General features: G+C 64.7%; 22 protein-coding genes. 11 read left to right on the forward strand and 11 right to left on the reverse strand.

Annotated elements, in window-relative coordinates; all coding sequences use genetic code 11:
• The first annotated feature begins 24 nt into the window (after nt 1–24).
• A complete protein-coding gene (locus tag ACUJ47_RS01310) occupies nt 25–624 on the forward strand; it encodes a TetR/AcrR family transcriptional regulator (protein ID WP_445536671.1) in 600 nt (199 codons plus the stop codon).
• Here the strand turns inward: ACUJ47_RS01310 and ygfZ are convergent.
• Nucleotides 608–1,345, reverse strand: a complete 738-nt coding sequence (ygfZ, locus tag ACUJ47_RS01315; protein WP_445536672.1) for a CAF17-like 4Fe-4S cluster assembly/insertion protein YgfZ — start codon at nt 1,343–1,345, stop codon at nt 608–610. The genes ACUJ47_RS01310 and ygfZ overlap by 17 nt on opposite strands.
• Complete coding sequence (locus ACUJ47_RS01320) at nt 1,345–2,226, reverse strand: ATP-grasp domain-containing protein (RefSeq protein ID WP_445536673.1); 882 nt, start codon at nt 2,224–2,226, stop codon at nt 1,345–1,347. Before ACUJ47_RS01320 ends, ygfZ begins: the two co-directional genes overlap by 1 nt.
• 67 nt (nt 2,227–2,293) lie before the next feature.
• On the opposite strand from ACUJ47_RS01320, the gene pyrC reads away from it, so the two are divergent.
• Nucleotides 2,294–3,331 (forward strand): dihydroorotase, encoded by a 1,038-nt coding sequence (pyrC, locus tag ACUJ47_RS01325; RefSeq protein ID WP_445536674.1) that lies wholly within the window; start codon nt 2,294–2,296, stop codon nt 3,329–3,331.
• Here pyrC and rarD read toward each other — a convergent pair.
• The 3 genes from rarD to ACUJ47_RS01340 form a co-directional block, all read right to left on the reverse strand.
• Nucleotides 3,328–4,233 (reverse strand): EamA family transporter RarD, encoded by a 906-nt coding sequence (gene rarD / locus ACUJ47_RS01330; protein WP_445536675.1) that lies wholly within the window; start codon nt 4,231–4,233, stop codon nt 3,328–3,330. The genes pyrC and rarD overlap by 4 nt on opposite strands.
• 261 nt (nt 4,234–4,494) lie before the next feature.
• Nucleotides 4,495–5,961, reverse strand: coding sequence for a succinylglutamate-semialdehyde dehydrogenase (gene astD / locus ACUJ47_RS01335; protein ID WP_445536676.1), 1,467 nt, complete (start codon nt 5,959–5,961; stop codon nt 4,495–4,497).
• Between the two features lie 48 nt (nt 5,962–6,009).
• Entirely contained in the window at nt 6,010–7,425 is a 1,416-nt protein-coding gene (locus ACUJ47_RS01340) for a protein adenylyltransferase SelO (RefSeq protein WP_445536677.1), read from the reverse strand.
• A 95-nt stretch (nt 7,426–7,520) separates the two neighbouring features.
• Here ACUJ47_RS01340 and ACUJ47_RS01345 point away from each other — a divergent pair, with 95 nt between their 5' ends.
• The 4 genes from ACUJ47_RS01345 (at nt 7,521) to ACUJ47_RS01360 (ending at nt 11,763) form a co-directional block, all read left to right on the forward strand.
• Entirely contained in the window at nt 7,521–8,381 is an 861-nt protein-coding gene (locus ACUJ47_RS01345; protein WP_445536678.1) for an alpha/beta fold hydrolase, read from the forward strand.
• Entirely contained in the window at nt 8,378–9,499 is a 1,122-nt protein-coding gene (locus tag ACUJ47_RS01350) for a glycosyltransferase family 4 protein (protein ID WP_445536679.1), read from the forward strand. The genes ACUJ47_RS01345 and ACUJ47_RS01350 overlap by 4 nt, the downstream gene beginning before the upstream one ends.
• A 132-nt stretch (nt 9,500–9,631) precedes the next feature.
• Nucleotides 9,632–10,405 carry a tetratricopeptide repeat protein gene (locus ACUJ47_RS01355; protein ID WP_445536680.1) on the forward strand — a complete coding sequence of 258 codons (774 nt, stop codon included), beginning with the start codon at nt 9,632–9,634 and terminating at the stop codon, nt 10,403–10,405.
• A 29-nt stretch (nt 10,406–10,434) separates the two neighbouring features.
• Nucleotides 10,435–11,763, forward strand: coding sequence for an outer membrane protein assembly factor BamB family protein (locus ACUJ47_RS01360; RefSeq protein WP_445536681.1), 1,329 nt, complete (start codon nt 10,435–10,437; stop codon nt 11,761–11,763).
• Nucleotides 11,764–11,778: 15 nt separating this feature from the next.
• Here ACUJ47_RS01360 and ACUJ47_RS01365 read toward each other — a convergent pair whose 3' ends face one another.
• From ACUJ47_RS01365 to ACUJ47_RS01375, 3 genes are read right to left on the reverse strand one after another with little or no spacing between them, the layout of a single operon-like run.
• On the reverse strand, nt 11,779–12,090 hold the full coding sequence (locus ACUJ47_RS01365) for a putative quinol monooxygenase (RefSeq protein WP_445536682.1): 312 nt from the start codon (nt 12,088–12,090) through the stop codon (nt 11,779–11,781).
• A gap of 14 nt (nt 12,091–12,104) precedes the next feature.
• Complete coding sequence (locus ACUJ47_RS01370) at nt 12,105–13,475, reverse strand: glutamate--cysteine ligase (protein ID WP_445536683.1); 1,371 nt, start codon at nt 13,473–13,475, stop codon at nt 12,105–12,107.
• Between the two features lie 44 nt (nt 13,476–13,519).
• Nucleotides 13,520–14,272, reverse strand: coding sequence for a 16S rRNA (uracil(1498)-N(3))-methyltransferase (locus ACUJ47_RS01375; protein WP_445536684.1), 753 nt, complete (start codon nt 14,270–14,272; stop codon nt 13,520–13,522).
• Between the two features lie 47 nt (nt 14,273–14,319).
• On the opposite strand from ACUJ47_RS01375, the gene ACUJ47_RS01380 reads away from it, so the two are divergent.
• Genes ACUJ47_RS01380 through ACUJ47_RS01390 form a run of 3 tightly spaced genes read left to right on the forward strand, consistent with a single transcriptional unit; the run spans nt 14,320 to nt 16,241 of the window.
• On the forward strand, nt 14,320–14,706 hold the full coding sequence (locus ACUJ47_RS01380; RefSeq protein ID WP_445536685.1) for a hypothetical protein: 387 nt from the start codon (nt 14,320–14,322) through the stop codon (nt 14,704–14,706).
• A complete protein-coding gene (gene ubiA, locus ACUJ47_RS01385; protein ID WP_445536686.1) occupies nt 14,703–15,605 on the forward strand; it encodes a 4-hydroxybenzoate octaprenyltransferase in 903 nt (300 codons plus the stop codon). Before ACUJ47_RS01380 ends, ubiA begins: the two co-directional genes overlap by 4 nt.
• 12 nt (nt 15,606–15,617) lie before the next feature.
• Nucleotides 15,618–16,241, forward strand: a complete 624-nt coding sequence (locus tag ACUJ47_RS01390; RefSeq protein WP_445536687.1) for an SOS response-associated peptidase — start codon at nt 15,618–15,620, stop codon at nt 16,239–16,241.
• A 34-nt stretch (nt 16,242–16,275) separates the two neighbouring features.
• On the opposite strand, the gene ACUJ47_RS01395 is transcribed toward ACUJ47_RS01390, so the two are convergent.
• Nucleotides 16,276–16,659: a VOC family protein gene (locus ACUJ47_RS01395; RefSeq protein ID WP_445536688.1), complete on the reverse strand. Its 384-nt coding sequence runs from the start codon at nt 16,657–16,659 to the stop codon at nt 16,276–16,278.
• A gap of 129 nt (nt 16,660–16,788) precedes the next feature.
• Here ACUJ47_RS01395 and soxR point away from each other — a divergent pair, with 129 nt between their 5' ends.
• Nucleotides 16,789–17,241: a redox-sensitive transcriptional activator SoxR gene (gene soxR / locus ACUJ47_RS01400; protein WP_445536689.1), complete on the forward strand. Its 453-nt coding sequence runs from the start codon at nt 16,789–16,791 to the stop codon at nt 17,239–17,241.
• Here the strand turns inward: soxR and ACUJ47_RS01405 are convergent.
• Both ACUJ47_RS01405 and ACUJ47_RS01410 read right to left on the reverse strand, forming a co-directional pair.
• Complete coding sequence (locus tag ACUJ47_RS01405; RefSeq protein ID WP_445536690.1) at nt 17,238–17,765, reverse strand: SixA phosphatase family protein; 528 nt, start codon at nt 17,763–17,765, stop codon at nt 17,238–17,240. The genes soxR and ACUJ47_RS01405 overlap by 4 nt on opposite strands.
• 15 nt (nt 17,766–17,780) lie before the next feature.
• Complete coding sequence (locus ACUJ47_RS01410) at nt 17,781–20,528, reverse strand: ATP-dependent DNA helicase (protein WP_445536691.1); 2,748 nt, start codon at nt 20,526–20,528, stop codon at nt 17,781–17,783.
• A gap of 124 nt (nt 20,529–20,652) precedes the next feature.
• Here ACUJ47_RS01410 and ACUJ47_RS01415 point away from each other — a divergent pair, with 124 nt between their 5' ends.
• The gene (locus ACUJ47_RS01415) at nt 20,653–22,284 is read left to right on the forward strand and encodes a lysine--tRNA ligase (RefSeq protein WP_445536692.1); all 1,632 of its coding nucleotides are present in this window, start codon (nt 20,653–20,655) and stop codon (nt 22,282–22,284) included.
• Nucleotides 22,285–22,289: the final 5 nt, after the last annotated feature.

A 22,289-nucleotide genomic window follows, 5' to 3' on the forward strand; every position in this document is an offset into this window, starting at 1 on the left:
GGAATCTATTAGGCTTAACAAATAATGACAAGTCGCAAGCGTCTAACCCCCGAAGAATCCAGAAATTCCGCACTGGAGGCGGCGCGCGCATTACTTATTGAAACGGGCCCGCAGTCGGTCACCCTCAAGGCCGTTGCCGCCCGGATTGGGCGCACCCATGCCAATTTGCTTCACCATTTCGGTTCTGCGTTGGGGCTGCAAAAGGAACTTGCGCGCCACCTTGCGGAGACCGTTTGCGAGACGATCAAGGATGCCGTGCGCGCCAGCCGGGCGGGGCTGGGGACCCCGCGCGAAGTGGTCGACCTTGCCTTCGACGCATTCGACAAGGAAGGCGCGGGTGCGTTGGCGAGCTGGATGATCCTGACCGGCAATGAAGATGCGCTGAGCCCGATCGTCGAAACGATCCACCAGCTGGTTGACGATATTGCGCCGGAAGAGGCCGAGGATCACGGCAAGGTCATGCGGCTCCATGAAGAAACGCTGGCACTGGTGCTGATGGCGATGGGCGACGCGCTGATCGGGTCCGCGCTGGCGCGCTCGCTTGGCTTGCCCGAGACTGCCGCGCGCGACCGCGCACAACGGATGCTCGAAGGGTCGCTCGAACTGATCAATCAGCAGGGCTGAGCGCGGGCCTCATCCATTGGGGCGCCAGCGCGGGTTCGATATTCTCGACCCGGACATGATCGACTGCCAGGCCCAGGTCCGGATAGGCGGACTTGCGCCGCTTTTCGTCTGAATGGGCCAATGGCAACACCAGTAGCCGCCGGTTGACCTTCTGGCGCCAGTTCATACGGGCGGTGTTCTCCTGCCCGACATAGCAGCCCTTGGTGAAGCTCACGCCATTGAGCTCGACCGCATTGGTTTCGAGCCACAGGATGTCGCCCAGTTCGGCCCGGCCTTCCGGCACCCCCAGTGCAAGGCGATGCGCCAGCCATGCTTCGTCGTTTGCCTCATCGCCCGCATGTGCCGGGGAAATCCAGCGCCAGCCGAGTTGCGGCAGGCGAGGGTCCAGCGCTGCTCCGTCTTGCTCCTGCGAGCTCCAATGGACTGCCAGTGCGTCATCGACGGCAATCGCGATCTTGCGGCGCAGGCGATAGAGCGAAAGGCGCTTGACCAGTTCGCTGGCGGTCTCGGCCTCGCAATCGAGCAGCAGGTCGATGCCATCGCGCCAGACGAGGAAATCGAACATCGCCTTGCCCTGCGCGGAAAGCAGCGCGGCATAGGCTGGCAGCTTGCCCGTCACATCATTGGTGACGAGCCCTTGCAGGAATGCGGCGACATCCTCGCCTTCATCCAGCGGCGAAAGGCGAACGATCGCGCGGGTAAACAGGCGGGTGGCAGCCATCAGTTTCCAATCCTCCCGGCAATGGCTTCGGCGAGCCGCGGGCCGAGTTCCGGCCCCTGCAGGGGATAGAGATAGGGTTCGATCAGCTCGGCTTCCATCAGCAAAAGGCCGTCCTCACTGCGCACCATGTCGATCCGCGCATAGAGCGGCGTTCCGTGCGGCAGCGTGTTGACGATCGCCTTTGCCGCAGCGAGGTCGCCTGCATCGGGAGTGATTGCCTCTTCAGTTCCGCCGTAGAGCGACTGCACGCGGTAATCGCCAGCAGCCGGTCGCTTGATCAGCGCATGCGAGAACTCGCCGTCGATGAACAGGAAGGAATATTCGCCCTCGCTGGCGATCTGGGGGAGGTAGGGCTGGATCATCGCCGGGTGCTGCATCGTCCAACCGGCGGGAACTTTGCCCTTGCGATGGATCGACTGGCCTTCCGCGCCCGCGCCCACCTGCCGCTTGGCGACGACCCTATCGCAGCCGAATTGATCGAAAGCGTTTTCGATATCGGCCGCAGTGGGCTGCTCGACCCAGAGCGTGGGGATGGTCGCCGCGCCGCGTTCGGCCAGGTCGCGCAGGTAGGTCTTGCGCGAATTCCAGCGCACCAGTGCTGGCGGGTTGCACACCGCGATCCCGGCGCCTTCGAGCGCATCAAGCTTGTCGAGGAATTCCTGCTCGAAATCCCAATAGTCCCACGGCGTGCCCACCAACACCAGCTGGCAGCCAGCGAAGGCTTCGAGCGGGGCGCGCCAGTCGATCTCGGCCAGCGTGCCGCCGCGTGCCGCGAGTGCAGGGCGGATCGCATCGACCTGCAGATCGTGTTCGAAGGCGTCGTCGCGCCGCACGGGCGAGCCGGGCATGGTGCCGGGGCAAGTCAGGAAACCGATTTTCATCGCGCCGCATCTAGGGCTTGCGATCGGCACTGGAAAGAGGCCGATTGCAGGACTAGAGCCACCCGTGATGACCGATACGCTCACGATCCGCCGCCCTGACGACTGGCACCTGCATTTCCGCGATGGCGCAATGATGCGTGACGTGGTGCCTTACACCGCGCGCCAGTTTGCCCGCGCGATCGTGATGCCCAATCTTATCCCGCCTGTGACCGATGCGACGAGCGCCTCCGCCTATCGCGAGCGGATACTGGGTGCGGTGCCGGAGGGCGTGCGGTTCACGCCGCTGATGACCTGCTACCTCACCGACAATACCGATGCGGACGATCTGGCGCGCGGCGCCGCGCAAGGCGTGTTCACCGCCGCCAAGCTCTATCCCGCCGGGGCCACGACGAATTCGGCCAATGGCGTCACAGATATGGCGCGGCTCGATCCGGTGCTGGCGCGAATGGAAGCCGAAGGCATCGTACTGTGCGTCCACGGCGAGGTCACCGACCATGACATCGATGTGTTCGACCGCGAGGCCGAATTTATCGAACGCCACCTCAAGCGCATCACGCGAGACTTTCCCGGGCTGAAGGTCGTGTTCGAACACATCACCACCAGCGATGCGGTCGATTTCGTGCTCGCGGCGGGGAACAATGTCGGCGCGACTATCACGCCGCAGCACCTGCACATCAATCGCAATGCGATGCTGGTGGGCGGTATCCAGCCGCATAATTACTGCCTGCCGGTGGCCAAGCGCGAAACGCACCGGCTAGCGCTGCGCAAGGCGGCGACCAGCGGCAATGCCAAATTCTTCCTTGGCACCGACAGCGCCCCGCATGAACGCCACACCAAGGAATCGGCCTGCGGTTGTGCGGGCATTTTCAATGCGCCCTTTGCGATCGAGAGCTATCTCGCCGTGTTCGACGAGGAGGGTGCGCTGGACAAGTTCGAAGGGTTCGCCTCGCTGCACGGTCCGGCATTCTATGGCCTTCCTGTGAATCAGGAGAGCATCACGCTTGAGCGGGCGGAAGTGCAGGTGCCCGATGCGGTTCCGGCGGGCGGCAGCGAAGTGGTGCCGTTCCACGCCGGGCGAGTGCTCGGCTGGCGGATCGCGGGTTAGGCCGCAGCAGGCTTGCCGCGCCGCCGCCGCACCAGATCCCATACGAAAAGCCCGATAGCCGCCCAGATCAGCGCGAAGCTGGCGATCTGCGCGGGCAGCAGCGGGCGCTCGAATACGGTCAGCCCCAGGATGAAGACGATCGAAGGGGCGATGTACTGGAAGAAGCCGATCGTGGAATAGTCCATCCGGCGCGCGGCGAGAGCAAACAGCAGCAGCGGCACTGCGGTAACGACGCCGCCCAGCACGATCGCCAGGCTCAGGCCCAGGTCATGCCCGAATGACGAGCCAGCCGGGCTGGCCGCATACCACCAGGCAATTCCGCCCGCGAGCGGCAGCAGGATCGCGCTTTCGATCGTCAGGCCCGGCAGCGAGCCCACCGGCACCTGCTTGCGCAGCAGGCCATAGGTGCCGAAACTGAGCGCCAGCGTCACACTGATCCACAAGGTGGTGAGTGCGCCTGCCAGCAGCACGGCAACGCCCGCTCCGGCCAATGCCACCGCGGCCCATTGCAGCCGCGACAACCGCTCCTTGAGCAGCAAAGTGCCGAGCAGCACATTGACGAGCGGGTTGATGTAATAGCCGAGGCTGGCGGCATAGACTTCGCCCGACTGGATCGCCCAGACATAGACGAACCAATTCACCGCGATCAGCATCGCGCTTGCGGCGAGCACCAGCATGGCGCGGCGATTGGCGAGCGCTGCCTTCACATCGGGGATCTGGACGCGAAACAGCACGATCACGATACAGATCGGCAGCGTCCAGATGATGCGCCAACCGACGAATTCGAACGGCGGCACGCTCTTCACGAGCAAGAGATAGAGCGGCAGGAAGCCCCAGATCACATAGGCGCCCAGCGCGGCGTAAAGGCCCGATGGCTGGCCCGGCTGATCGGAGGTCTGCATGCTCCAGCGCCCCTAGTGCGCAGGGTGGCTTGCGGCAAGAAAGCATTCCTTGCGGCTGGAATCCCGGAACTATGGATGAATGGAGGGCCGCAAAGCGCGTAGCGTTTTGTTCATGTTGAAATCCATAAATATGAACAAACAGCGATTCGCGGGCTACCTACCAACCCGCTTACTCGCTTGGGCCGTTCTTATCGGCGGCCCCGGCACGGCTTCCACCAGGCCGTGGAAAGCGCTCTTGCATCACATGGTGCAGGGGCGCTTTCAGCTATCGGACAGGCCAACCCCGATGGACGCGCGCGGCTGCTTCATCTCCGTGCTCGCGACCGGATAGGCGCAATAATCGGCCGCATAATAGGCCGAGGGGCGATGATTGCCCGAAAGCCCGATCCCGCCGAAGGGGGCGGCCGACGAAGCGCCATTGGTCGGGCGGTTCCAGTTGATCACCCCGGCGCGCACATTGGCCCAGAAGCGGTCGTAATCCTGCGGGTTGCCTCCGATCAGCGATGCCGAAAGGCCGAAGCGCGTGTTGTTCGCTTCGGCAATCGCAGAATCGAAATCCTTCACCCGGATCACTTGCAGCAGCGGGCCGAACAGTTCGACGTCCGGCCGTTCGGGCATGTCTGTCGTGTCGATGATCCCGGGCGTCAGGAAGGGAAGGTCTTCCTTGATCCTTCGCATATGCAGGAGCGGCTTTGCGCCATGGCTGATCAGGTGCACGAAGCTCCCCATTAGCGCCTCAGCCGTGGGGTTGTCGATCACCGGCCCCATATAGGGCGCGGGTTCGGCGAAGGGCTCGCCGATGATCAACCGCCGGGTGAGCTTGAGCAACTCCTGCATCAGCGGTTCGTACAGATGTTCGAGCACCACCAGGCGGCGCGCGGCGGTGCAGCGTTGCCCCGCAGAGGTGAAGGCTGACTGCACGATCAGCACCGCTGCATCCGAAAGCAGCGGCGTGTCGATCACCACGATCGGGTTGTTGCCGCCCATCTCGAGGGCCACGATCTTGGCCGGATTGGTCGCGAGCATGCGGTTGATCGCAATCCCGCCCTGGACAGAGCCGGTGAACAGCACCCCGTCGATGCCCTTGTGGCCGACCAGCGCCTTGCCTTCGTCAATGCCGCCGATCGCCAGCTGGACCACGCCTTCGGGGATCCCGGCCCGGTGGAAACATTTGACCAGCAGCTCGCCGACCGCGGGCGTTTTCTCGCTGGGTTTGAACACGACCGTGTTGCCCGCGATCAGCGCAGGAACGATATGGCCATTCGGCAGGTGAGCGGGGAAATTGTAGGGGCCCAGCACCACCAGCACGCCATGCGGCTTGTGCCGCACCGCAGCGGCGCCTTGCAGCGCGCTGTCGAGCTTCTTCTTGCCTGTGCGTTCGGCATAGGCGTTGACCGATATGTCGACCTTGTTGATCACCGAATCGACTTCGGTGCGCGCTTCCCAAAGCGGTTTGCCCGTTTCTCGCGCGATCAGGCTCGCCAGTTCGTCGCTGGCCGCACGCACTTCATTGGCGAAACGGCGCAACAATTCGACCCGGTTGGCGATCGGTTTGGATGCCCATTCGGGCCAGGCATGGCGCGCGGCCTGCACGCAGGCGTCGATGTCGCTCGCTTCACCGCGCCACAATTCGGCGCCGGTTGCGGGCTCGTAGGAAATGAAGGTCTGTTCGCTCACGGCAGTACTACCGGCCCCCTGTGCCCACGCGGTTAGTCGGGTAAGCCGCAAATGGGAAGGGGCAGCGCAGCATGCTGCACAGTGCAGTAGTCGCCCAATTCATCTGTGCGCGCCACAGGAGGCATGGCCTGCCGGTTCGGGCGCCGGGCCATGCGCTTCGCCCATCCGGCGGATCGCGGCGACCTTTTCGTGCAGCGGCTGCCAATCGTCACGCTCGTCGATCGCCGACCAAATGGTTTCGACCTCGTCGATCAGCATGCTTTGCGGCGCGCTGTCGCTCCAATAGTCATGCTCGCTCTCGATCGACCGATAAGCGCCGAGAATTTCGCCGAGTTCACCTTCGCCGCCGCGACCGCCGCGGTGCGCGTGGAAAAAGGCATCCGGCTGTGCCTTCGTTTCGCGCAGCGCCTTTTCGCATGCGGCCACCAGCATAGCGTCGCTTTCGCCGCCGCGTTGCACAAGGCCCATGCGCCAGCACCACCGCCGCGCCACCGCTTCCATATAGAGCGGGCCGAAACGATTGAGCGCCGCGATCAGCGGTGCGCTCTCCGCCAAGGGGCGCAGCGCCACCGCCAGCTGGCTGCAGTTCCAGTGCAATGCTTCCGGCTGGCGACCGAATGCGTAAAGCCCGCCCTGGTCGAAATAGGCTGCGGTGAAGCCCGGTTCCCATGCAGGCAGCCAGCGCCACGGGCCATAGTCGAAGCTTTCGCCCGAGATGTTCATATTGTCGGTGTTGAGCACGCCGTGGACGAAACCCGCGACCATCCAGCTTGCGGCAAGATCGGCCAACCGCTCGACCACTTGGTGCAGCAGGATCACCGCCGGTTCGTCACGTCCAGGCGCGTCTTCCGGCGGAAGCGGGCCGGGGAATTGCGCGAGGCAATATTCGACGAGCTGTTCCAGCCGGTCATGCTCCTCCAATGCCATCAGGCGCTGGAAAGTGCCGATCCGGATGTGGCCATGGCTGAGCCGCACCATCACCGCCGATCGCGTGGGCGAAGGCTCGTCATTGCGCCAAAGCTCCTCGCCTGTCTCGACCACGGAGAAGGTCTTGGATGTGTCAACGCCCAGCGCTTCGAGCATTTCGGTGGCGAGAATTTCGCGCACCGCGCCTTTCAACGTCAGCCTTCCGTCGCCGCTGCGGCTGTAGGGCGTCTGGCCGGATCCCTTTGTCCCCAGGTCGAGCAGGCGGCCAGCCCCGTCGCGCAATTGCGCGAACAGGAAGCCGCGCCCGTCGCCGATCTCGGGATTGTACACGCGGAACTGGTGGCCATGGTATTTGAGCGCGAGCGGCTGGGGGAGGTTTCCAGGCAGCGGCTGGAACCGGCCGAAATGCTCGATCCATTCTGAATCGTCCAAGCCATTGAGGCCGACCGCAGCGGCCCAGCGGTCATTGCGGAAGCGGGTCTGGCAGCGCGGAAAATCGGCGGGATCGACGGGCGAGCCGAGCCAGCCCGAGATTGCCCCGATAGCCGGATCGGGGCGATAGGGCGCGGCAGGTGGATCGCTCGGCATGCAGCCTTAGTGGGGGCTTGGTGTAACGACCGCAAGGGCACTGTGCCGCATCGCGACTTGATTTCCGGTGCGATTTGCCCAAGGCCTGCAACATCATGAGCGCGACTTACACTGACCAGTACTGGATGAGCCCCGACGGGCTCAAACTGCATTACCGCGACTATGCGGGGCCGGATGACCGGCCTCCGGTGCTGTGCCTGCACGGGCTGACTCGCAATGCGCGCGACTTCGCAGGGCTGGCCGAGCACCTTGCCGGCGATTGGCGCGTGATCGTGCCTGAAATGCGCGGCCGCGGGATGAGCGAATACGCCAAGGACTCCAATACCTATTCGCCCATCACCTATGTCGCCGATGTCGAAGCGCTGCTGGCGGAACTTGGCATAACCCGCTTCGTGTCGATCGGCACGTCGATGGGCGGGTTGATGACGATGCTGCTTGCAATGATCAATTCGGCCCGGCTCGCTGCGGTCGTTCTCAACGATATCGGCCCAGAGGTCGATCCGGCCGGGATCGAGCGGATCGGCGATTACGTCGGGCAAGGGCGCAGCTTCCCCACATGGATGCACGCGGCGCGCGCCTTGCAGGAAGAACATGGCAAATGGTTCCCCGATTTCGCGATCGAAACCTGGCTGGAAATGGCGAAGCGCACGATGGTGCTCGGCCAGAACGGGCGGATCGTGTTCGACTATGACATGGCGATTGCCGAACCGTTCAACCAGCCCGGCGGCGCGGCTCCGGCGGACCTCTGGCCAACCTTCGATGCGCTCGCAAATGTGCCGCTGCTGGTGCTGCGCGGGGAACTGTCCGACGTTCTCTCCGACGCGACGGTCAAAGCGATGCGCGCGCGCCATCCGGGAATGAATGCAGTCACTGTGCCGCGGGTCGGCCACGCCCCGATGCTCGACGAGCCCGAATCGCTTGCTGCGATTGATGCGCTTCTGGCCGGGATCGAATGAGCGAAGCGAGCCAGCAAGCGCCGCGTATCCTCCATTGCCTTCCAGCCGGAGCCGGGGATGTAACCCTGCACCGGATACGCGAGGTGATTGCAGGGCTGGGGGCTGGGTTGCGCCACGAATTCGTCTTGGCGGACGGAGGCGATTCGGAAAAGCTGCTCGACGCGCTTTCCCCGCAAGGACTTCGCCCCGCGCGTGGATTTCCCAAGGTGCAAGGCGGCTTCGGGCCGCGTCGCTTCGCCCGCCTTGCGAGGGCGATGCAGCCTTATGGCCTGGTGTTCTCCTATGGCTGGCCTGCGATCGACCTTGCCATGGCGCACACGCTGTTTCGCGACAGCATGGCTCTGCCGCCGCTATTCCATCACGAGGATGGCGAAGGCTGGGATGCGCGGCGTGAATCCCGTGTACGGCGGAAATGGTATCGCAGGCTCGCGTTCGGCAAGATCGACGGGATCGTCGTGGCGACGACGGCGCTGGCATCCGTCGCCAGCGAAGAATGGCAGCAGCCGCGCGCGCGCATCCATTGCATTCCGACTGGAATCGATACGGCTGCAGTCAATTGCCCGGCGCGTCCGGACGCCCTGCGCGTCCGCAAGCGCGACGGCGAGCACTGGATCGGCATGATTGCGCCCCTCGATCGCAGCATCGACTGGATCGGAGTGATCGAAGGCTTCAATGCGCTGCCCGAGCAATGGCATCTGGTGATTGTCGGTGAAGGCTCTGCGCGCGATGCGATCCTTTCGGCAGCAGCCAAATTCGAGATAAGCCACCGCGTGCACCTTCCCGGCACCGTGCGCGACCGGGCCGAAGCATTGGCGCTGTTCGACATGTACCTTCTGCCACCCGGAGGTACGGGCCAGACGCTCGGCGTGCTCGAAGCCATGGCGGCTGGCTTGCCCCTGGCCGGGCACCTGCCTGCCGCGCTGGCAGATCTGCCTTGCGACGCCAATCGCGAATTGCTCGCGGGTGCCAATGGCTTGATGCAGCTTGCAGAAGATGGCGAACTTCGGCGCAAGCTGGGCGACGCCAACCGGGAACGCGCCCGCACGAACTTCGAGCGGTCGCAAATGATCGAGTGCTATCGCGCGCTGGTTGCGGCTGTACTTGGCCGCGAATTCTGATCGATGCCCGGGTGCTTCGCTTCACCTCGGGTTCAACCTTTCGGGGACACTGTCGCTGCGGCATTGCGGTTGGCGCATCACGCCCCTAAAAGCGCGCCGACACGCGCATTCAGATGAGGAAAGAGCCAGCCAGTGGCGCTAATACCGGGTAGCGGAAAGAACTCCGAAGAAAAGAAAGCGGCGCAGGACGATGTCTTGCTGCGCGAAATCGACGACGCCGTGCGCGAAGACCAGTATCGCGAATTCGCGCAGAAGTTCGGCAAGCCGCTGTTGGGCGCAGTGATTGGCGGCCTGCTGCTGTTCGGCGGCTACCTGTTTTGGGACTCGCGCCAGGAAACCGCGATGGAAGCCGATTCAGAGCGGCTGGTTGCCGCGCTCGACCAGGCCGAGGCAGGCAATCTCGATAGCGCCAATTCCACCATCGAAGCGCTCGCCGGGGAAACCGAAGGCGGGGCCAAGGCTGCCGCACTGCTGATGCAGGCGGGCATTGCGATGGACCAGGGGCGCACCGCCGACGCCGTGAAAATCTACGCCCAGGTCGCCGCCGACGAGGATACGCCGCCGGCCCTGCGCGATCTCGCCTCGATCCGCGAAATGTCGGCAAGTTTCGACACCCGCGACCCCGCTGAGGTGATCGCCCGGCTCGAACCGCTCGCGGTGCCCGGCAATCCGTGGTTCGGCAGCGCCGGCGAGCTGGTTGCGATGGCCTATAGCGAAAAGGGCGACACCAAGCGCGCCGGAACACTTTTCGGCGAAATCGCCCGCTCCGAAGACGTGCCCGATACGCTGCGCTCGCGCGCCCGGCAGATGGCGGGGCTTCTGGGCGTTGACGCAATCGAGGATGCAGACGCCTTCATCAATGACCAGCGGACTCCCGCTGGCGACGGGGCACAGGCTGCGCAATAGCCGCCACAAAATCGACCGGGATCCGATAAATGATGAAACGTAAACTCTCTCGCTCGCTTATCGCAGTGACGCTGCTCGGCACGGTTGTGACGGGCTGTGCAGGCGGGGACAAGAAGACCACTCCGACATTGGGCGAACGAATTCCGGTGCTGTCGCGCATCGAAAGCGGCGCCAAGGTCGATCCTTCGCTGGCTGGCGTCAGTGTCGTGCTGCCGCCCGCACAGGCCAATGCGGCATGGGCGCAGGCCGGCGGCTCCGCCAGCAAGTCATACGGCCACCTTGCGCTGGCAGAGAACCCCACGCGGGTCTGGACGACGAACATCGCCGGGGCGAGCGACCGGCGGCGGCTCGCCGCAGCCCCCGTGATCGGCGGCGGCAAGCTGGTTGCCGTGGACACTGACGGGGTTATCAATGCCTTCGACGCCAAGACCGGCGCGCCCTTGTGGCGCTATCGCATGGAACTGGCCAGCAACCTTGCGGCGGCTGCTTTCGGCGGCGGTGCCAGCATCGATGGCGGCCGGGTCTATGCCACCAATGGCGTGGGCCAAGTCGTTGCGCTCAATGCGGACACCGGTGCGGAAATCTGGAAGGTGCATCCGGCAGGGCCGCTGCGCGGCTCGCCGACCATCGCCTTCGGCCAGATCTACGTGATGACGCAGGACAACCAGATCTTCTCGCTCGACGCGACCGATGGCAGCCTGGTCTGGCAGGAAGGCGGATCGGCAACGCAGGCGGGCGTGTTCGGCGTGGCAGCACCTGCCGCCGGGCAGGGCACTGTAATCGCGGGCTATTCCTCGGGCGAATTGAGCGCCTATCGCTATGAGAACGGGCGTACGCTGTGGGCAGATGCGCTCGCGCGTACCTCGATCTCGACCGAAGTCGGCTCGCTGAGCGATATCGACGCCGATCCGATCATCGATGCCGGTCGCGTCTATGCATTGGGGCAGGGCGGCCGCATGGCGGCGTATGAACTGCTGACCGGCCAGCGCATCTGGGAACTCAATCTGGCGGGCATTTCCACCCCGGCAATCGCGGGCGAGTGGATCTTCACGCTCACCGACGATGCCCGGCTGCTGGCGATCGCCCGTTCGACTGGCCGTGTGCGCTGGCTGACCCAGCTGCCGCGCTGGCGCGACGAGGAAGACCGCGAAGGGGCGATTTTCTGGACCGGGCCGGTGCTGGCGAGCAACCAGCTGTGGGTCGCGAGCTCGACCGGGCTGCTCTACAAGGTGAGCACTGGCGAAGGTTCGGCGCAATTGTTCGCCGATCTGGACCAGCCGATCAGCCTGGCGCCGGTCGTGGCCGACAACATGCTCTACATTCTCGACGACAGCGGGCGGATCACCGCCTACCGCTGATGCCGGTTTGGAAGGTCAGCCGAGCGGCTGGCCTTCATCGGTTTCGTAGATGCGCAAATTGCTGCTCACCGGCGGGTTTGCTGCCAGCACCTTGCGGAAAGCCGCCATGTGGGGCGAGCTGCCATGGGCAGCCAGCGCGTCGCGGTCGCGCCAGCGCTCGTAAATGATCAGCACATCGGGATCGCTGAGGTCCTGCGCAAAGGTGTAGTCAAGGCAACCGTCTTCCGCGCGGCTGGCGGCCACCATGGTCCTGATCGCTTCAAGCGTGTCCCCGGCATTGGCGATCGTGCCTTGTGCCAGCCGGATGGTGCCGTTGATCTGGATCATGCGCTTTCTCCCATTCAGAAGCTTTGTTCGTAGACGCGAGTGATGTCGCCGCCCCATTCGCCATTGTAGAGGTCCAGCAGGCGCTGCGCAGGCACCTTGCCGCTTTCGGCGATCTCGTCGAGCGGTTCGAGGAATCCGGTCTCATTGTCGCCCGATGAGTTGAGGCGCGCCCGTGAAGCCAGCCCTTGCCGCGAGATCGCGAGCACATCGCGGGCGAGATCGAGCAGCTTGCCGCCACCGGGAATTTCCGCATCGAGCGCGAGCCGCGGAACGCTGCTGCGCAAGGCTTCGCGCTGGTCCATCGACCAGTCCTTGACCAGGTCCCACGCTGCATCCAGCGCCGCCTGGTCATAGAGCAGGCCGACCCAGAAGGCGGGGAGGGCACAGATGCGGTTCCATGGCCCGCCATCGGCACCGCGCATTTCGAGGAAGCTCTTGAGGCGGACTTCCGGAAACGCCGTGGAAAGATGGTCCCACCAGTCGCTCTGCGTGGGCTTTTCGCCAGGCAGCACCGAGAGTTCGCCCTTCAGGAAATCGCGGAAGCTGAGGCCCGCCGCGTCGATATACTTCCCGTCGCGGTAAACGAAGTACATCGGCACATCGAGCATGTAGTCGACGTAGCGTTCGTATCCGAAACCGTCCTCGAATACGAAGGGCAGCATGCCGGTGCGATGCGGGTCGGTGTCCGACCAGATGTGGCTGCGATAGGAGAGGAAGCCGTTGGGTTTGCCTTCGGTGAACGGCGAATTGGCGAAGAGCGCGGTTGCGAGCGGCTGCAGCGCCAATCCCACGCGGAACTTCTTCACCATGTCGGCTTCGCTCGAATAGTCGAGGTTGACCTGGATGGTGCAGGTGCGCAGCATCATGTCGAGGCCGAGAGTGCCGACCCGCGGCATATGCCGCATCATGATTTCGTAGCGCCCCTTGGGCATGATCGGCAGCTCGGCGCGGGTCTTATCAGGCCACATGCCGAGGCCGAGGAAGCCGACCCCGCAGGCTTCGCCAATTTCCTTCACCTGCTTCAGATGGCGGCCGGTTTCGGCGCAGGTCTGGTGCAGGTTTTCGAGCGGCGCGCCCGACAGTTCGAGCTGGCCGGCAGGCTCGAGGCTGACCGTGCCGTCATCGCCTCTCATCGCGATGACCTTGCCGTTTTCCTCGATCGGCTCCCAGCCGAAACGCTGCAAATTCAGCAGCATGTCGCGGATACCGCAGGGCTCGTCGTAAGAGGGGGCATGGAAGTCGCCCCGCTTGTAGACGAGCTTCTCATGCTCGGTGCCGATGCGCCAAGCTGCCTCTGGCTTCTCACCCTTTTGCATCGGCGCGACCAGCTGGTCGCGCGACTCGATTATGGGGTCTTCCGCCCCTGAAGCTTCACGCGTGCTCATGCCAGTTGCTCTACGCAACCCAATCAGGTCGCGCCAGCGAATTGTTAGCTGGCGCCCCAGTCCCCCATGGCGCCCATCCACAGCGCCGTTCCCGCAATCGCAGCGGTTTCGCCGCGCAGGATTCGCGGGCCGAGCGTGATCGGTTTGGCTTCGATCTTTGCACGAATCGCGTCGCGTTCGGCATCGTCGAAGCCGCCTTCGGGGCCAACCAGCAGCGCCGCTGGCGGCAGGTGCGCGGCGAAGCGCGCGGCGGCCGGTTCCCCGCCCATCTCGTCGGCGAAGAACAGCACCCGATCCTCCGGCCACTCTCTCAGCAGTGCATCGAGTTTCACCGGCTCGGCAATTTCGGGCAGGGCGGTCCGCGCGCATTGCTCGGCGGCTTCGGTCATGATGCTTCGGGCGCGATCGAGATTCAGCTTGTCGGCGACGCAGCGGCGCGTGAGCACCGGCTGGATCCGCGCCACGCCCAGCTCGGTTGCCTTTTCCAGAACCAGGTCGAAGCGGTCCTTCTTGAGCAATGCCGCGCAAAGCCAGAAATCGGGCACTTCCTCGCGCGGTCTCAGCCGCTCGATCGCCTCCAGCATGACGCTGCGCTTGGAGGTTTCGCTTACGCGAGCGGCCCATTCGCCGGTCACATTGTCGCACAGGATCACGGCATCACCCGGGGCAACCCGCATCACCCGGCCAAGGTAGTTCGCCTGGTTTCCCTCGATTGGGACCGAAATGCCCTGTGCGAGTTCCTGCGAAACGAACAGGCGTGGGGCACTGCGCGGGGGCCAGGATGGTGTTGCTGCCATGCCATAGGCGTTAGACGAGCGCGCGGCGGGTCGCTAGAGTGATCGGCATGAGCGCACTTGCTTCACAACGACTTATCGCCGCCGTGTTCCTGCTGCTGGGCGGGTGGGCGCTGTTCGCCCCGCAGAGCGTGATCGACCTGGCGATCACTCCCGAATATCGGGACAGCACATTCCTGACGAGTTTTACCATGGGGTGCTTCGGGGCGCAGGCATGCCTGTTCGGGTTGATGACGCTGTTTGTGCGCTATACGAGCCGGGCGTTCCTGGTTTTCGCGCTCGCCCTGCTGCCCTTCTTCGCGTTCGACTGGTATTTCCATGTAAAGGTACCGGTGCTCAATTCGCTCGGGATGCTCGATCTCGTCGGAAACATCGTGATGTTCGGCCTTGCCATCCACGGCTGGCGTGCGATGCGGGCCGAGGAGCTGCGCGTGTGAACGAGCAGGTTGTCCCCGACAGCGAGCATCGGGGCCTCGTCGCACGCCTGCCGCAGCTGCCGCGCGACCTTGCGCAGCTTGCGCGGTTCGACCGGCCGATCGGCTGGTGGCTGCTGTTCTGGCCGTGCCTGTGGGGCGTGTGGCTGGCGGGCGCGGGAGCACAGTGGGCACTGGCAGCATGGCTGCTGCTCGGCAGCGTGGCGATGCGCGGTGCGGGCTGCGTCTATAACGATATCGTCGATGCCGATCTCGACCGGCAAGTGGCACGCACCGCGCTGCGACCGGTGGCAAGCGGCAGGGTGAGCCGCAAGGCCGCGTGGGGCTGGTTGCTCCTCTTGTGCATGGTCGGGCTGGTGGTGCTGCTGCAATTGCGGCTTGAGGCGCAGCTGTTCGCGCTCGCCAGCCTCGCGCTGGTCGCCGCCTATCCCTTCATGAAGCGGATCACCTGGTGGCCGCAGGCCTGGCTCGGACTGGTGTTCAGCTGGGGCTTGCCGGTCGGATGGATCGCGCTTCGCAGCGACAATTGGGATGCGCTCATGGCGGCCTATGCGGGCACCGTGCTGTGGGTGATCGGTTACGACACGATCTACGCCTTGCAGGATCGCGAGGATGATGCGCTAGTCGGCATCCGATCTTCCGCCTTGCGGCTGGGCAAGGCGGTGAAGCCCGGCGTGGCGATGTTCTATCTTGGCGCCATGGCACTGTGGGGGCTGGGTTTCTGGCTTTACCGGCCCGACTGGATCGCTTTGCTCACCTTGCTTCCGGTCGGCCTGCACCTGCTGTGGCAGGTGGCGACGCTTGAGGCAGGCGATGGCGGCAATGCGCTCGACCGGTTCCGTTCGAACAGGCTGGCCGGGGCGTTGATGGCGGCGGCATGCTACGTGGTTGGCAATGCCTGAGGACTGGGCCTGATGTGCAATCTCTACCGCATGACCAAGGTGCCAAGCGAAGTGGCGCACTGGTTCGATGCGGTGGACGCGCTTGGCGGCGCGAACTTTGGCGCCGAGGTCTATCCCGGCTATCCCGGGTTGGTCGTTGCGAATGGCGCGCTGAGGCGGATGAACTGGGGCTTCCCCTTGCAGATGAAGGGCAAGAGCGGCCAAATGCTCAAGCCCAAGCCGGTCAACAATACCCGCACCGACAAGCTCGACAGCTTCTTCTGGCGACACAGTTTCGAGGAGCGCCGGTGCCTCATCCCGATCACAGCATGGGCCGAGGCCGAAGGGCCGAAGGGCCGGATGACGCGCACATGGCTCTGCTTGCCCGACAGCGAGCTGTTCGCCTGCGCGGGCATCTGGCGGCGCAGCGACGAATGGGGCGATTGCTATTCAATGGTGATGACCGACGCAGCGGGTGCGGCGCGTGAAACCCACACCCGCATGCCGGTGATCGTGGCGCGCGAAGACTACGCCATTTGGGCCGGTGGCGGGATCGACGCCGCACGCGCGCTTTGCCGGCCGTGGGGAGGCGAGATCTCGCTCGACCGCACCGATGAGCCCTGGGCAGGCGGAGCATCGCAATCGCGCCTGCTGTGACGCGCGAACATCGGTTCGCGGAGAAGCGGCTCGTTCACTGGCCTTCTCCTTCATAGCTTACGATCTCGAATTCGATCCCGTCCCAATCGAAGAAATAGAACCGCCTTCCCGGTTCGTAATCGGCATGGTTGAAGGGTTCGAGCCCGGCTTCGATCACTACCTGCTCGGCAGCGTCCAGATCGTCGACCAGCAGGCCCACGTGATTGAGCGGGGCGCCCTTTGCATAGCCGCCCTTGGCCTTCTCATTGGTGTAGACCGCCAGATAGGTCGTCTCGTCGCCGACATGTATGGTCCAGCCGCCGAGCTGCGAAGGCCCGCGCCAGCGTTCGTGCCAGCCGCACAATTTCTTGAGCAGCTCCGCGCTGCGATCGGGATCGGTAACGGTCAGATTGGCGTGTTCGAGTTGGCCCTTGGGCATTTCAAATCTCCTTTTGATCGATGGCGAGCCGGCGAATGAAGAGGCGGGCCGAATCACCTTGCTTGCCCATCGTGCAATCTTAAGCTAACTTGAGGTCAAGGAATAAATTGACCCCGTTTGGAGAACTTCATGCAACGCCGTTTGCGCACCACCGACCTCTTGCCGATCGGCGATCTCGCACGCCGCACGGGCCTGTCGGTCTCGGCAATCCGTTTCTACGAGGATAAGGGGCTGGTCGAACCGATCCGCACGAGCGGGAACCAGCGCCGCTTCCTGCGGAGCGACATACGGCGGCTCAGCTTCATCCTGATCGCGCAGCAACTTGGCCTCGCGCTGTCGGAAATCGAGACCGAACTGGCCAAGCTTCCTCATGGCCGCACGCCTACGGCGGGCGACTGGCAGGCCATCAGCCAGTCGATCAGGGGGCAGCTCGACGCCAAAATCACGCAGCTCGAGCGGACGCGCGACAAGCTTGACGGGTGCATCGGCTGCGGCTGCCTGAGCCTCAAGCACTGCAAGCTCTACAATCCGGATGACGAGCTCGCCGCCGAAGGGCCCGGTCCGCGAAAGCTGTTGGGCTAGTCTTCCGGGCCGAGTTCGGGATCGAGATCGCGCGGGCGGGCGAGATAGACCAGCGTCCCGCAGCCACTCGCCAGTTCCGACCAGTCGTCGATATCGAGTTCGAGCACGGCATAGGCCGCGGTCGGGAACTTGCGCGCGGCTTCGAAGAACAGCGCGTTCTCCTTGGCATGCGGCACAAGCTCGAACAGCACCTCCTGCAGGCCGGGATTGTGGCCTGCGACGAGCACGGCCTTTGCATCGCCCGCCTTGTCCATCACTGTTTCCAGGATGGTATCCGCACTCGCGAGATAGATCCGCTGGTCATAAACGGGCTCGATCTCGGGCAACGCCGCTTCGAGCGTCTGCTTGACCCTTTCGGCAGGACTGGCGACCAGCACGTCCCACTTGATGCCGTGATCGCGAATGTGCTCTCCCATCAGCACTGCGCCCCTGCGCCCGCGATCGTTCAGCCCGCGGTCGAAATCGCGCTTCGCCAGATCGTCCCAATCGGACTTGGCATGTCGGAAGAGGCCCAGAATCTTCATGTCTGCGGTTTCACCTCAGGCAGGTTCCTCTCCGACGGATTCGTTCACGCCAGTGGCGGGATTGCCCGCACCGAAAACACCACTGGCGATGCGTTGTAAAGCCTCCTCAAGTGTCAGCCTGAGGACAGGGGTGCCGGGCGGGAAGGCGGTCAGCAAGCGAGTGGGGAAGGCGGGTGAGAGCACCACGAAATGCCCGGCATCCTCCTTGCTGCGGATCAAACGACCGAACGCCTGCGCCAGCCGCGCACGGATGATCCGGTCGTCATAGGCATTGCCGCCGCCCGCCAGCCGCCGCGCCTTGTGCAATATGTCGGGGCGCGGCCAGGGCACTTGCTCCATCACCACGCAGCGCAGCGAATGGCCGGGCACGTCCACCCCGTCGCGCAGCGCATCGGTGCCAAGCAGCGAAGCGCGCGGATCGTCGCGGAAGATGTCGACCAGCGTGCCGGTGTCGATCGGGTCGACATGCTGGGCGTAGAGCGGCAGGCCTTCGCGTGCGAGCCGGTCTGCAATGCGGCCATGCACCGCGCGAAGCCGCCGGATTGCGGTGAACAGGCCCAGCACGCCGCCGCCCGATGCCTCGATCAGCCGGGCATAGGCCCCGGCCAGCGCGGGCAAGTCCCCCTTGCGGATATCGGTGACGATCAGCACTTCGGCGCGGCTGGCATAGTCGAAGGGGCTGTCGGCGGCGGTGAGCCGGGGAGGTACTTCAAGCCATGCCGCGCCGGATCGCGCAACGGCGCTGCCCCATTCCGGCCCGGCTTCGCTGCGGTCGGTCAGCGTGGCGCTGGTCAGCATCACCCCATGCGCGGGCTCAAGCACCACCTTGGCGAATGGCTTCATCGGGTCGAGCCAGTGGCGATGGATGCCGACGTCGAATTCGCGCGCTTCGCTTCGATCTACCGCAAGCCAGTCGACGAATTCGGGGTCGGTCGGCCCGCCGAGCCGCTCCAGCAGGGCTTCCCACGCCGCGAGAGTGTCGATCCGCCATGCGAGCGAATGGCGCGCGCCTTCGATCCGTGCGCGGCCCTGCGCGTCGAGCCAGTCGGGCGCATCCGCCAATATCGCTTCGAGCCGTGTGCCGAGCTTCATCAGCGGGGCACGGATTGCAGCAAGCGCTTCTTCCGCATCGCCTGCGGCCTCGATCAGCTCGCCCGGTAGCCCTGCGGCTTCGGTCTCGATCCCGTATCCGGCCTCCTGCCCGCCCGATTCATCGCGCGCATAGGTGGCGGTGCGCACTTGCGCCAGCAGGGCCTCGACCGGGCCCGATGGCGCGCCTTCATGGATGCGCTGCAGCCAGCCGTCCGAAGGCAAGGCATGCGCGGCTTCGAGTGCGGCCTCCACTGCGTCACCGCCCGCCTCGTCATAGCTAGAGACATCCGCAAGGCGCGCAGCGAGCCCGCGCCGCCGCCCGCGGCTGTTACGCTCGGGCCCGATGATCCAGCGCCGCAGCTCGATCGCTTCCTGCCCGGTGAGCGCTGCGGCAAAGGTCGAGTCCGCCGCTTCGAACACGTGATGGCCTTCGTCGAAGATGATCCGCGTCGGGCGCTGGCCGGTGTCGCGCCCGCGCGCGGAATTGACCATCACCAGCGCGTGGTTGGCGATGACCAGATCGGCCTGCGCGGAGGAGCGCGCGGCCCGTTCGATGAAGCACTTCCGGTAATGCGGGCAACCGGCATAGACGCATTCGCCGCGCTGGTCGGTCAGCGCCGCGACACCGCGCTTGCGGAACAGCGTGCCGAGCCAGCCGGGCAAGTCGCCGCCGATCATGTCGCCGTCTTGCGAATAGGCCGCCCAGCGCGCCACAAGCTGCGCCAATATGGCGGCGCGCCCTGCAAAGCCGCCTTGCAGCGCATCTTCGAGGTTGAGCAGGCACAAATAGTTCTCGCGCCCCTTGCGCACCACCACCGGCGGTGAGCCGTCGGGCCGCTCGGCGGGCCACGCCCGGCGGCTTTCCTGCCGCAATTGGCGCTGCAGATTCTTGGTATAGGTCGATACCCACACGGTGCCGCCCGATTCTTCCGCCCAGAGCGAGGCGGGGGCGAGATAGCCCAGCGTCTTGCCGATCCCGGTGCCCGCCTGCGCCAGTAGCAAGTGCGGTTCGCCGCGCTTGTCGCGCGGGGAAAACACCTGCGCAGCGTCGCGCGCATAGGCGCGCTGCCCCTCGCGCTGTTCGGCGCCCGCGCCAGTCAATTGATCGAGCCGGGCCAGCACCGCTGCGGGGGAAAGCTCCGTCTGGCGCGGGGCGGGGCGCTCGGGCGCTTCCTCCCATTCGGGCAGCTTCGAGAACAGCCAGCGTTCGGCCTTCGCCGGTCGCGCGAGAAATGGGCCAAGCACTTGCGCCCACGGCCAGCGCAGCCGGACGAGGTTCTGCAGCGCGCTCCATGCGCCTTCGCGCTCGGTCCATTCGGCACTTTCGCAAATCGCCATCAACGCCCCCGCAGCCGCTTGCAGGAAAGCCGGGACGTTCTCGTCGCCCTGCGGTTCCTCCAGCCCCAGCGCCTCGGCCAGGCCACGCGGCGTCGGCACGCAGAAACGGGCCGGATGCACGAATGCGAACAATTCGAGCAGGTCGAGCCCCGAGAGGTCGGGATAGCCCAGCCTGCTTGCGACCAACGGCGCATTGAGGAGCAGCACCGGCGTGTCCGCCGCCGCCATGATCGCGTCGCCTTTCGATACCGTGCTCGTCACGCCATTGGCGGGCCTCAGCCACGTGCCCGAATGGCTGGCATGGAGTGCGGGAAGGGGAAACGGCGAACTCACCCGACCAGCGTTAGAACGGATGCGGAACGGAGCGCAAGCGCCGGCGGGCCATTGTGCAGCGATCATTTGCGCTGGCTCTGTTCGCGCTTGCAACATGCGCCGCCTTGCGCATAGGGCGAGCCGCATGAGCATGAACGATCTTATCGCCGCCGCGCGCGTCAACAAGGCCTGGCCATTCCAGGAGGCCCAGCGGCTGCTCAAACGCTATCCCGAAGGCACGAAGCCCGATGGCTCGCCCGTGCTGTTCGAAACCGGCTATGGCCCGTCGGGCCTGCCGCATATCGGCACGTTCCAGGAAGTGCTGCGCACCACGCTGGTGCGGCGCGCATATGAAGCGCTGATCGGCGCGCGCCCGGAAGACGGCAAGACGCGGCTGGTTGCCTTCAGCGACGATATGGACGGGCTGCGCAAGGTGCCCGACAATGTGCCAAACCAGGCGCTGCTGACGCAGCATCTCGGCATGCCGCTGTCGCGCATCCCCGATCCCTTCGAAAAGGGGCATGAAAGCTTTGCCGCGCACAATAATGCCATGCTGCGCGCCTTCCTCGACCGGTTCGGCTTCGATTACGAATTCGTCGCCTCGAACGACATGTACAATTCAGGCCGCTTCGATCCGGCGCTGAAGCAGGTGCTGCGGCACAATCAGGACATTCTCGACATCATGCTGCCGACGCTGCGCGAAGAGCGTCGCCGCACCTATTCGCCGATCCTGCCGATCTCGCCCAGCACGGGCCGGGTGTTGCAGGTTCCGGTCGAAGTGGTCGATGCCGATACGGGGCTGATCCGCTTCGAGGACGAGGATGGCTCAACCATCGAGCAATCGGTGCTGGGCGGCATGGCCAAGCTGCAGTGGAAGGTCGACTGGGCGATGCGCTGGTATGCGCTGGGCGTCGACTACGAGATGTACGGCAAGGATCTGACCGACAGCGGCGTGCAGTCGGGCAAGATCGTCGAAGTGCTGGGCGGCCGCAAGCCAGAGGGCCTGATCTACGAGCTGTTCCTCGATGCCAATGGCGAGAAGATATCCAAGTCCAAGGGCAATGGCCTGACGATCGAGGAATGGCTAACCTATGGCTCCGAAGAGAGCCTGGGTTTCTACATCTTCCCCAATCCCAAGAGCGCCAAGCAGCTGCATGTCGGCGTGATCCCGCGCGCGGTCGACGACTACTGGCAGTTCCGCGAGCGGCTGGCCGAGCAGGACCTCGACAAGCAGCTCGGCAATCCCGTTTGGCACCTGCTGCGCGCCAATGGCGGCTGGCAGGCAGAGGAAGCACCCGGGGCAGGCGACACCCTGCCGGTGACCTATGGCCTGCTGCTCAACCTCGTTGGCGTGCTCGGCGCCGAGGCCGACCGGGATTCGGTCTGGTCCTATCTCGGCAATTATGTCGCGGATGCCGATCCGGCGAAGCACCCCGAGCTTGACGTGCTGGTGACGACTGCGCTCGCCTATAACCGCGATTTCGTGGCGCCCACGCTGAACAAGCGCGCGCCGAAGGAAAACGAGCGCGAAGCATTGCGGGCGCTCGACTGCGCGCTTTCCATCATGAACCCGGAGACGCCCGGCGAGGATATCCAGACGATCGTCTACGAGATCGGAAAGCGCGAGGAATTCGGCTTCGAAAATTTGCGCGACTGGTTCAAATGCCTATACGAAACCTTGCTCGGCAGCGAGCAGGGGCCCCGGATGGGCAGTTTCATCGCTCTCTATGGCGTTGAAAACAGCCGCAAGCTGATTGCCGAGGCGCTCGAGAGATAGGGAGT

The sequence above is a fragment of the Altererythrobacter sp. Z27 genome, from assembly GCF_052683155.1.

Coding starts and splice junctions, on each gene's coding strand:
- ACUJ47_RS01360 (WP_445536681.1), top strand. CDS start 10,435: ATGATGAAACGTAAACTCTCTCGCTCGCTTATCGCAGTGACGCTGCTC.
- ACUJ47_RS01365 (WP_445536682.1), bottom strand. CDS start 12,090: ATGATCCAGATCAACGGCACCATCCGGCTGGCACAAGGCACGATCGCC.
- pyrC (WP_445536674.1), top strand. CDS start 2,294: ATGACCGATACGCTCACGATCCGCCGCCCTGACGACTGGCACCTGCAT.
- soxR (WP_445536689.1), top strand. CDS start 16,789: ATGCAACGCCGTTTGCGCACCACCGACCTCTTGCCGATCGGCGATCTC.
- ACUJ47_RS01390 (WP_445536687.1), top strand. CDS start 15,618: ATGTGCAATCTCTACCGCATGACCAAGGTGCCAAGCGAAGTGGCGCAC.
- ACUJ47_RS01405 (WP_445536690.1), bottom strand. CDS start 17,765: ATGAAGATTCTGGGCCTCTTCCGACATGCCAAGTCCGATTGGGACGAT.
- ACUJ47_RS01340 (WP_445536677.1), bottom strand. CDS start 7,425: ATGCCGAGCGATCCACCTGCCGCGCCCTATCGCCCCGATCCGGCTATC.
- ACUJ47_RS01370 (WP_445536683.1), bottom strand. CDS start 13,475: ATGAGCACGCGTGAAGCTTCAGGGGCGGAAGACCCCATAATCGAGTCG.
- ACUJ47_RS01320 (WP_445536673.1), bottom strand. CDS start 2,226: ATGAAAATCGGTTTCCTGACTTGCCCCGGCACCATGCCCGGCTCGCCC.
- ACUJ47_RS01395 (WP_445536688.1), bottom strand. CDS start 16,659: ATGCCCAAGGGCCAACTCGAACACGCCAATCTGACCGTTACCGATCCC.
- ACUJ47_RS01350 (WP_445536679.1), top strand. CDS start 8,378: ATGAGCGAAGCGAGCCAGCAAGCGCCGCGTATCCTCCATTGCCTTCCA.
- ACUJ47_RS01345 (WP_445536678.1), top strand. CDS start 7,521: ATGAGCGCGACTTACACTGACCAGTACTGGATGAGCCCCGACGGGCTC.
- ygfZ (WP_445536672.1), bottom strand. CDS start 1,345: ATGGCTGCCACCCGCCTGTTTACCCGCGCGATCGTTCGCCTTTCGCCG.
- ACUJ47_RS01310 (WP_445536671.1), top strand. CDS start 25: ATGACAAGTCGCAAGCGTCTAACCCCCGAAGAATCCAGAAATTCCGCA.
- ACUJ47_RS01375 (WP_445536684.1), bottom strand. CDS start 14,272: ATGGCAGCAACACCATCCTGGCCCCCGCGCAGTGCCCCACGCCTGTTC.
- ACUJ47_RS01415 (WP_445536692.1), top strand. CDS start 20,653: ATGAGCATGAACGATCTTATCGCCGCCGCGCGCGTCAACAAGGCCTGG.
- rarD (WP_445536675.1), bottom strand. CDS start 4,233: ATGCAGACCTCCGATCAGCCGGGCCAGCCATCGGGCCTTTACGCCGCG.
- ACUJ47_RS01380 (WP_445536685.1), top strand. CDS start 14,320: ATGAGCGCACTTGCTTCACAACGACTTATCGCCGCCGTGTTCCTGCTG.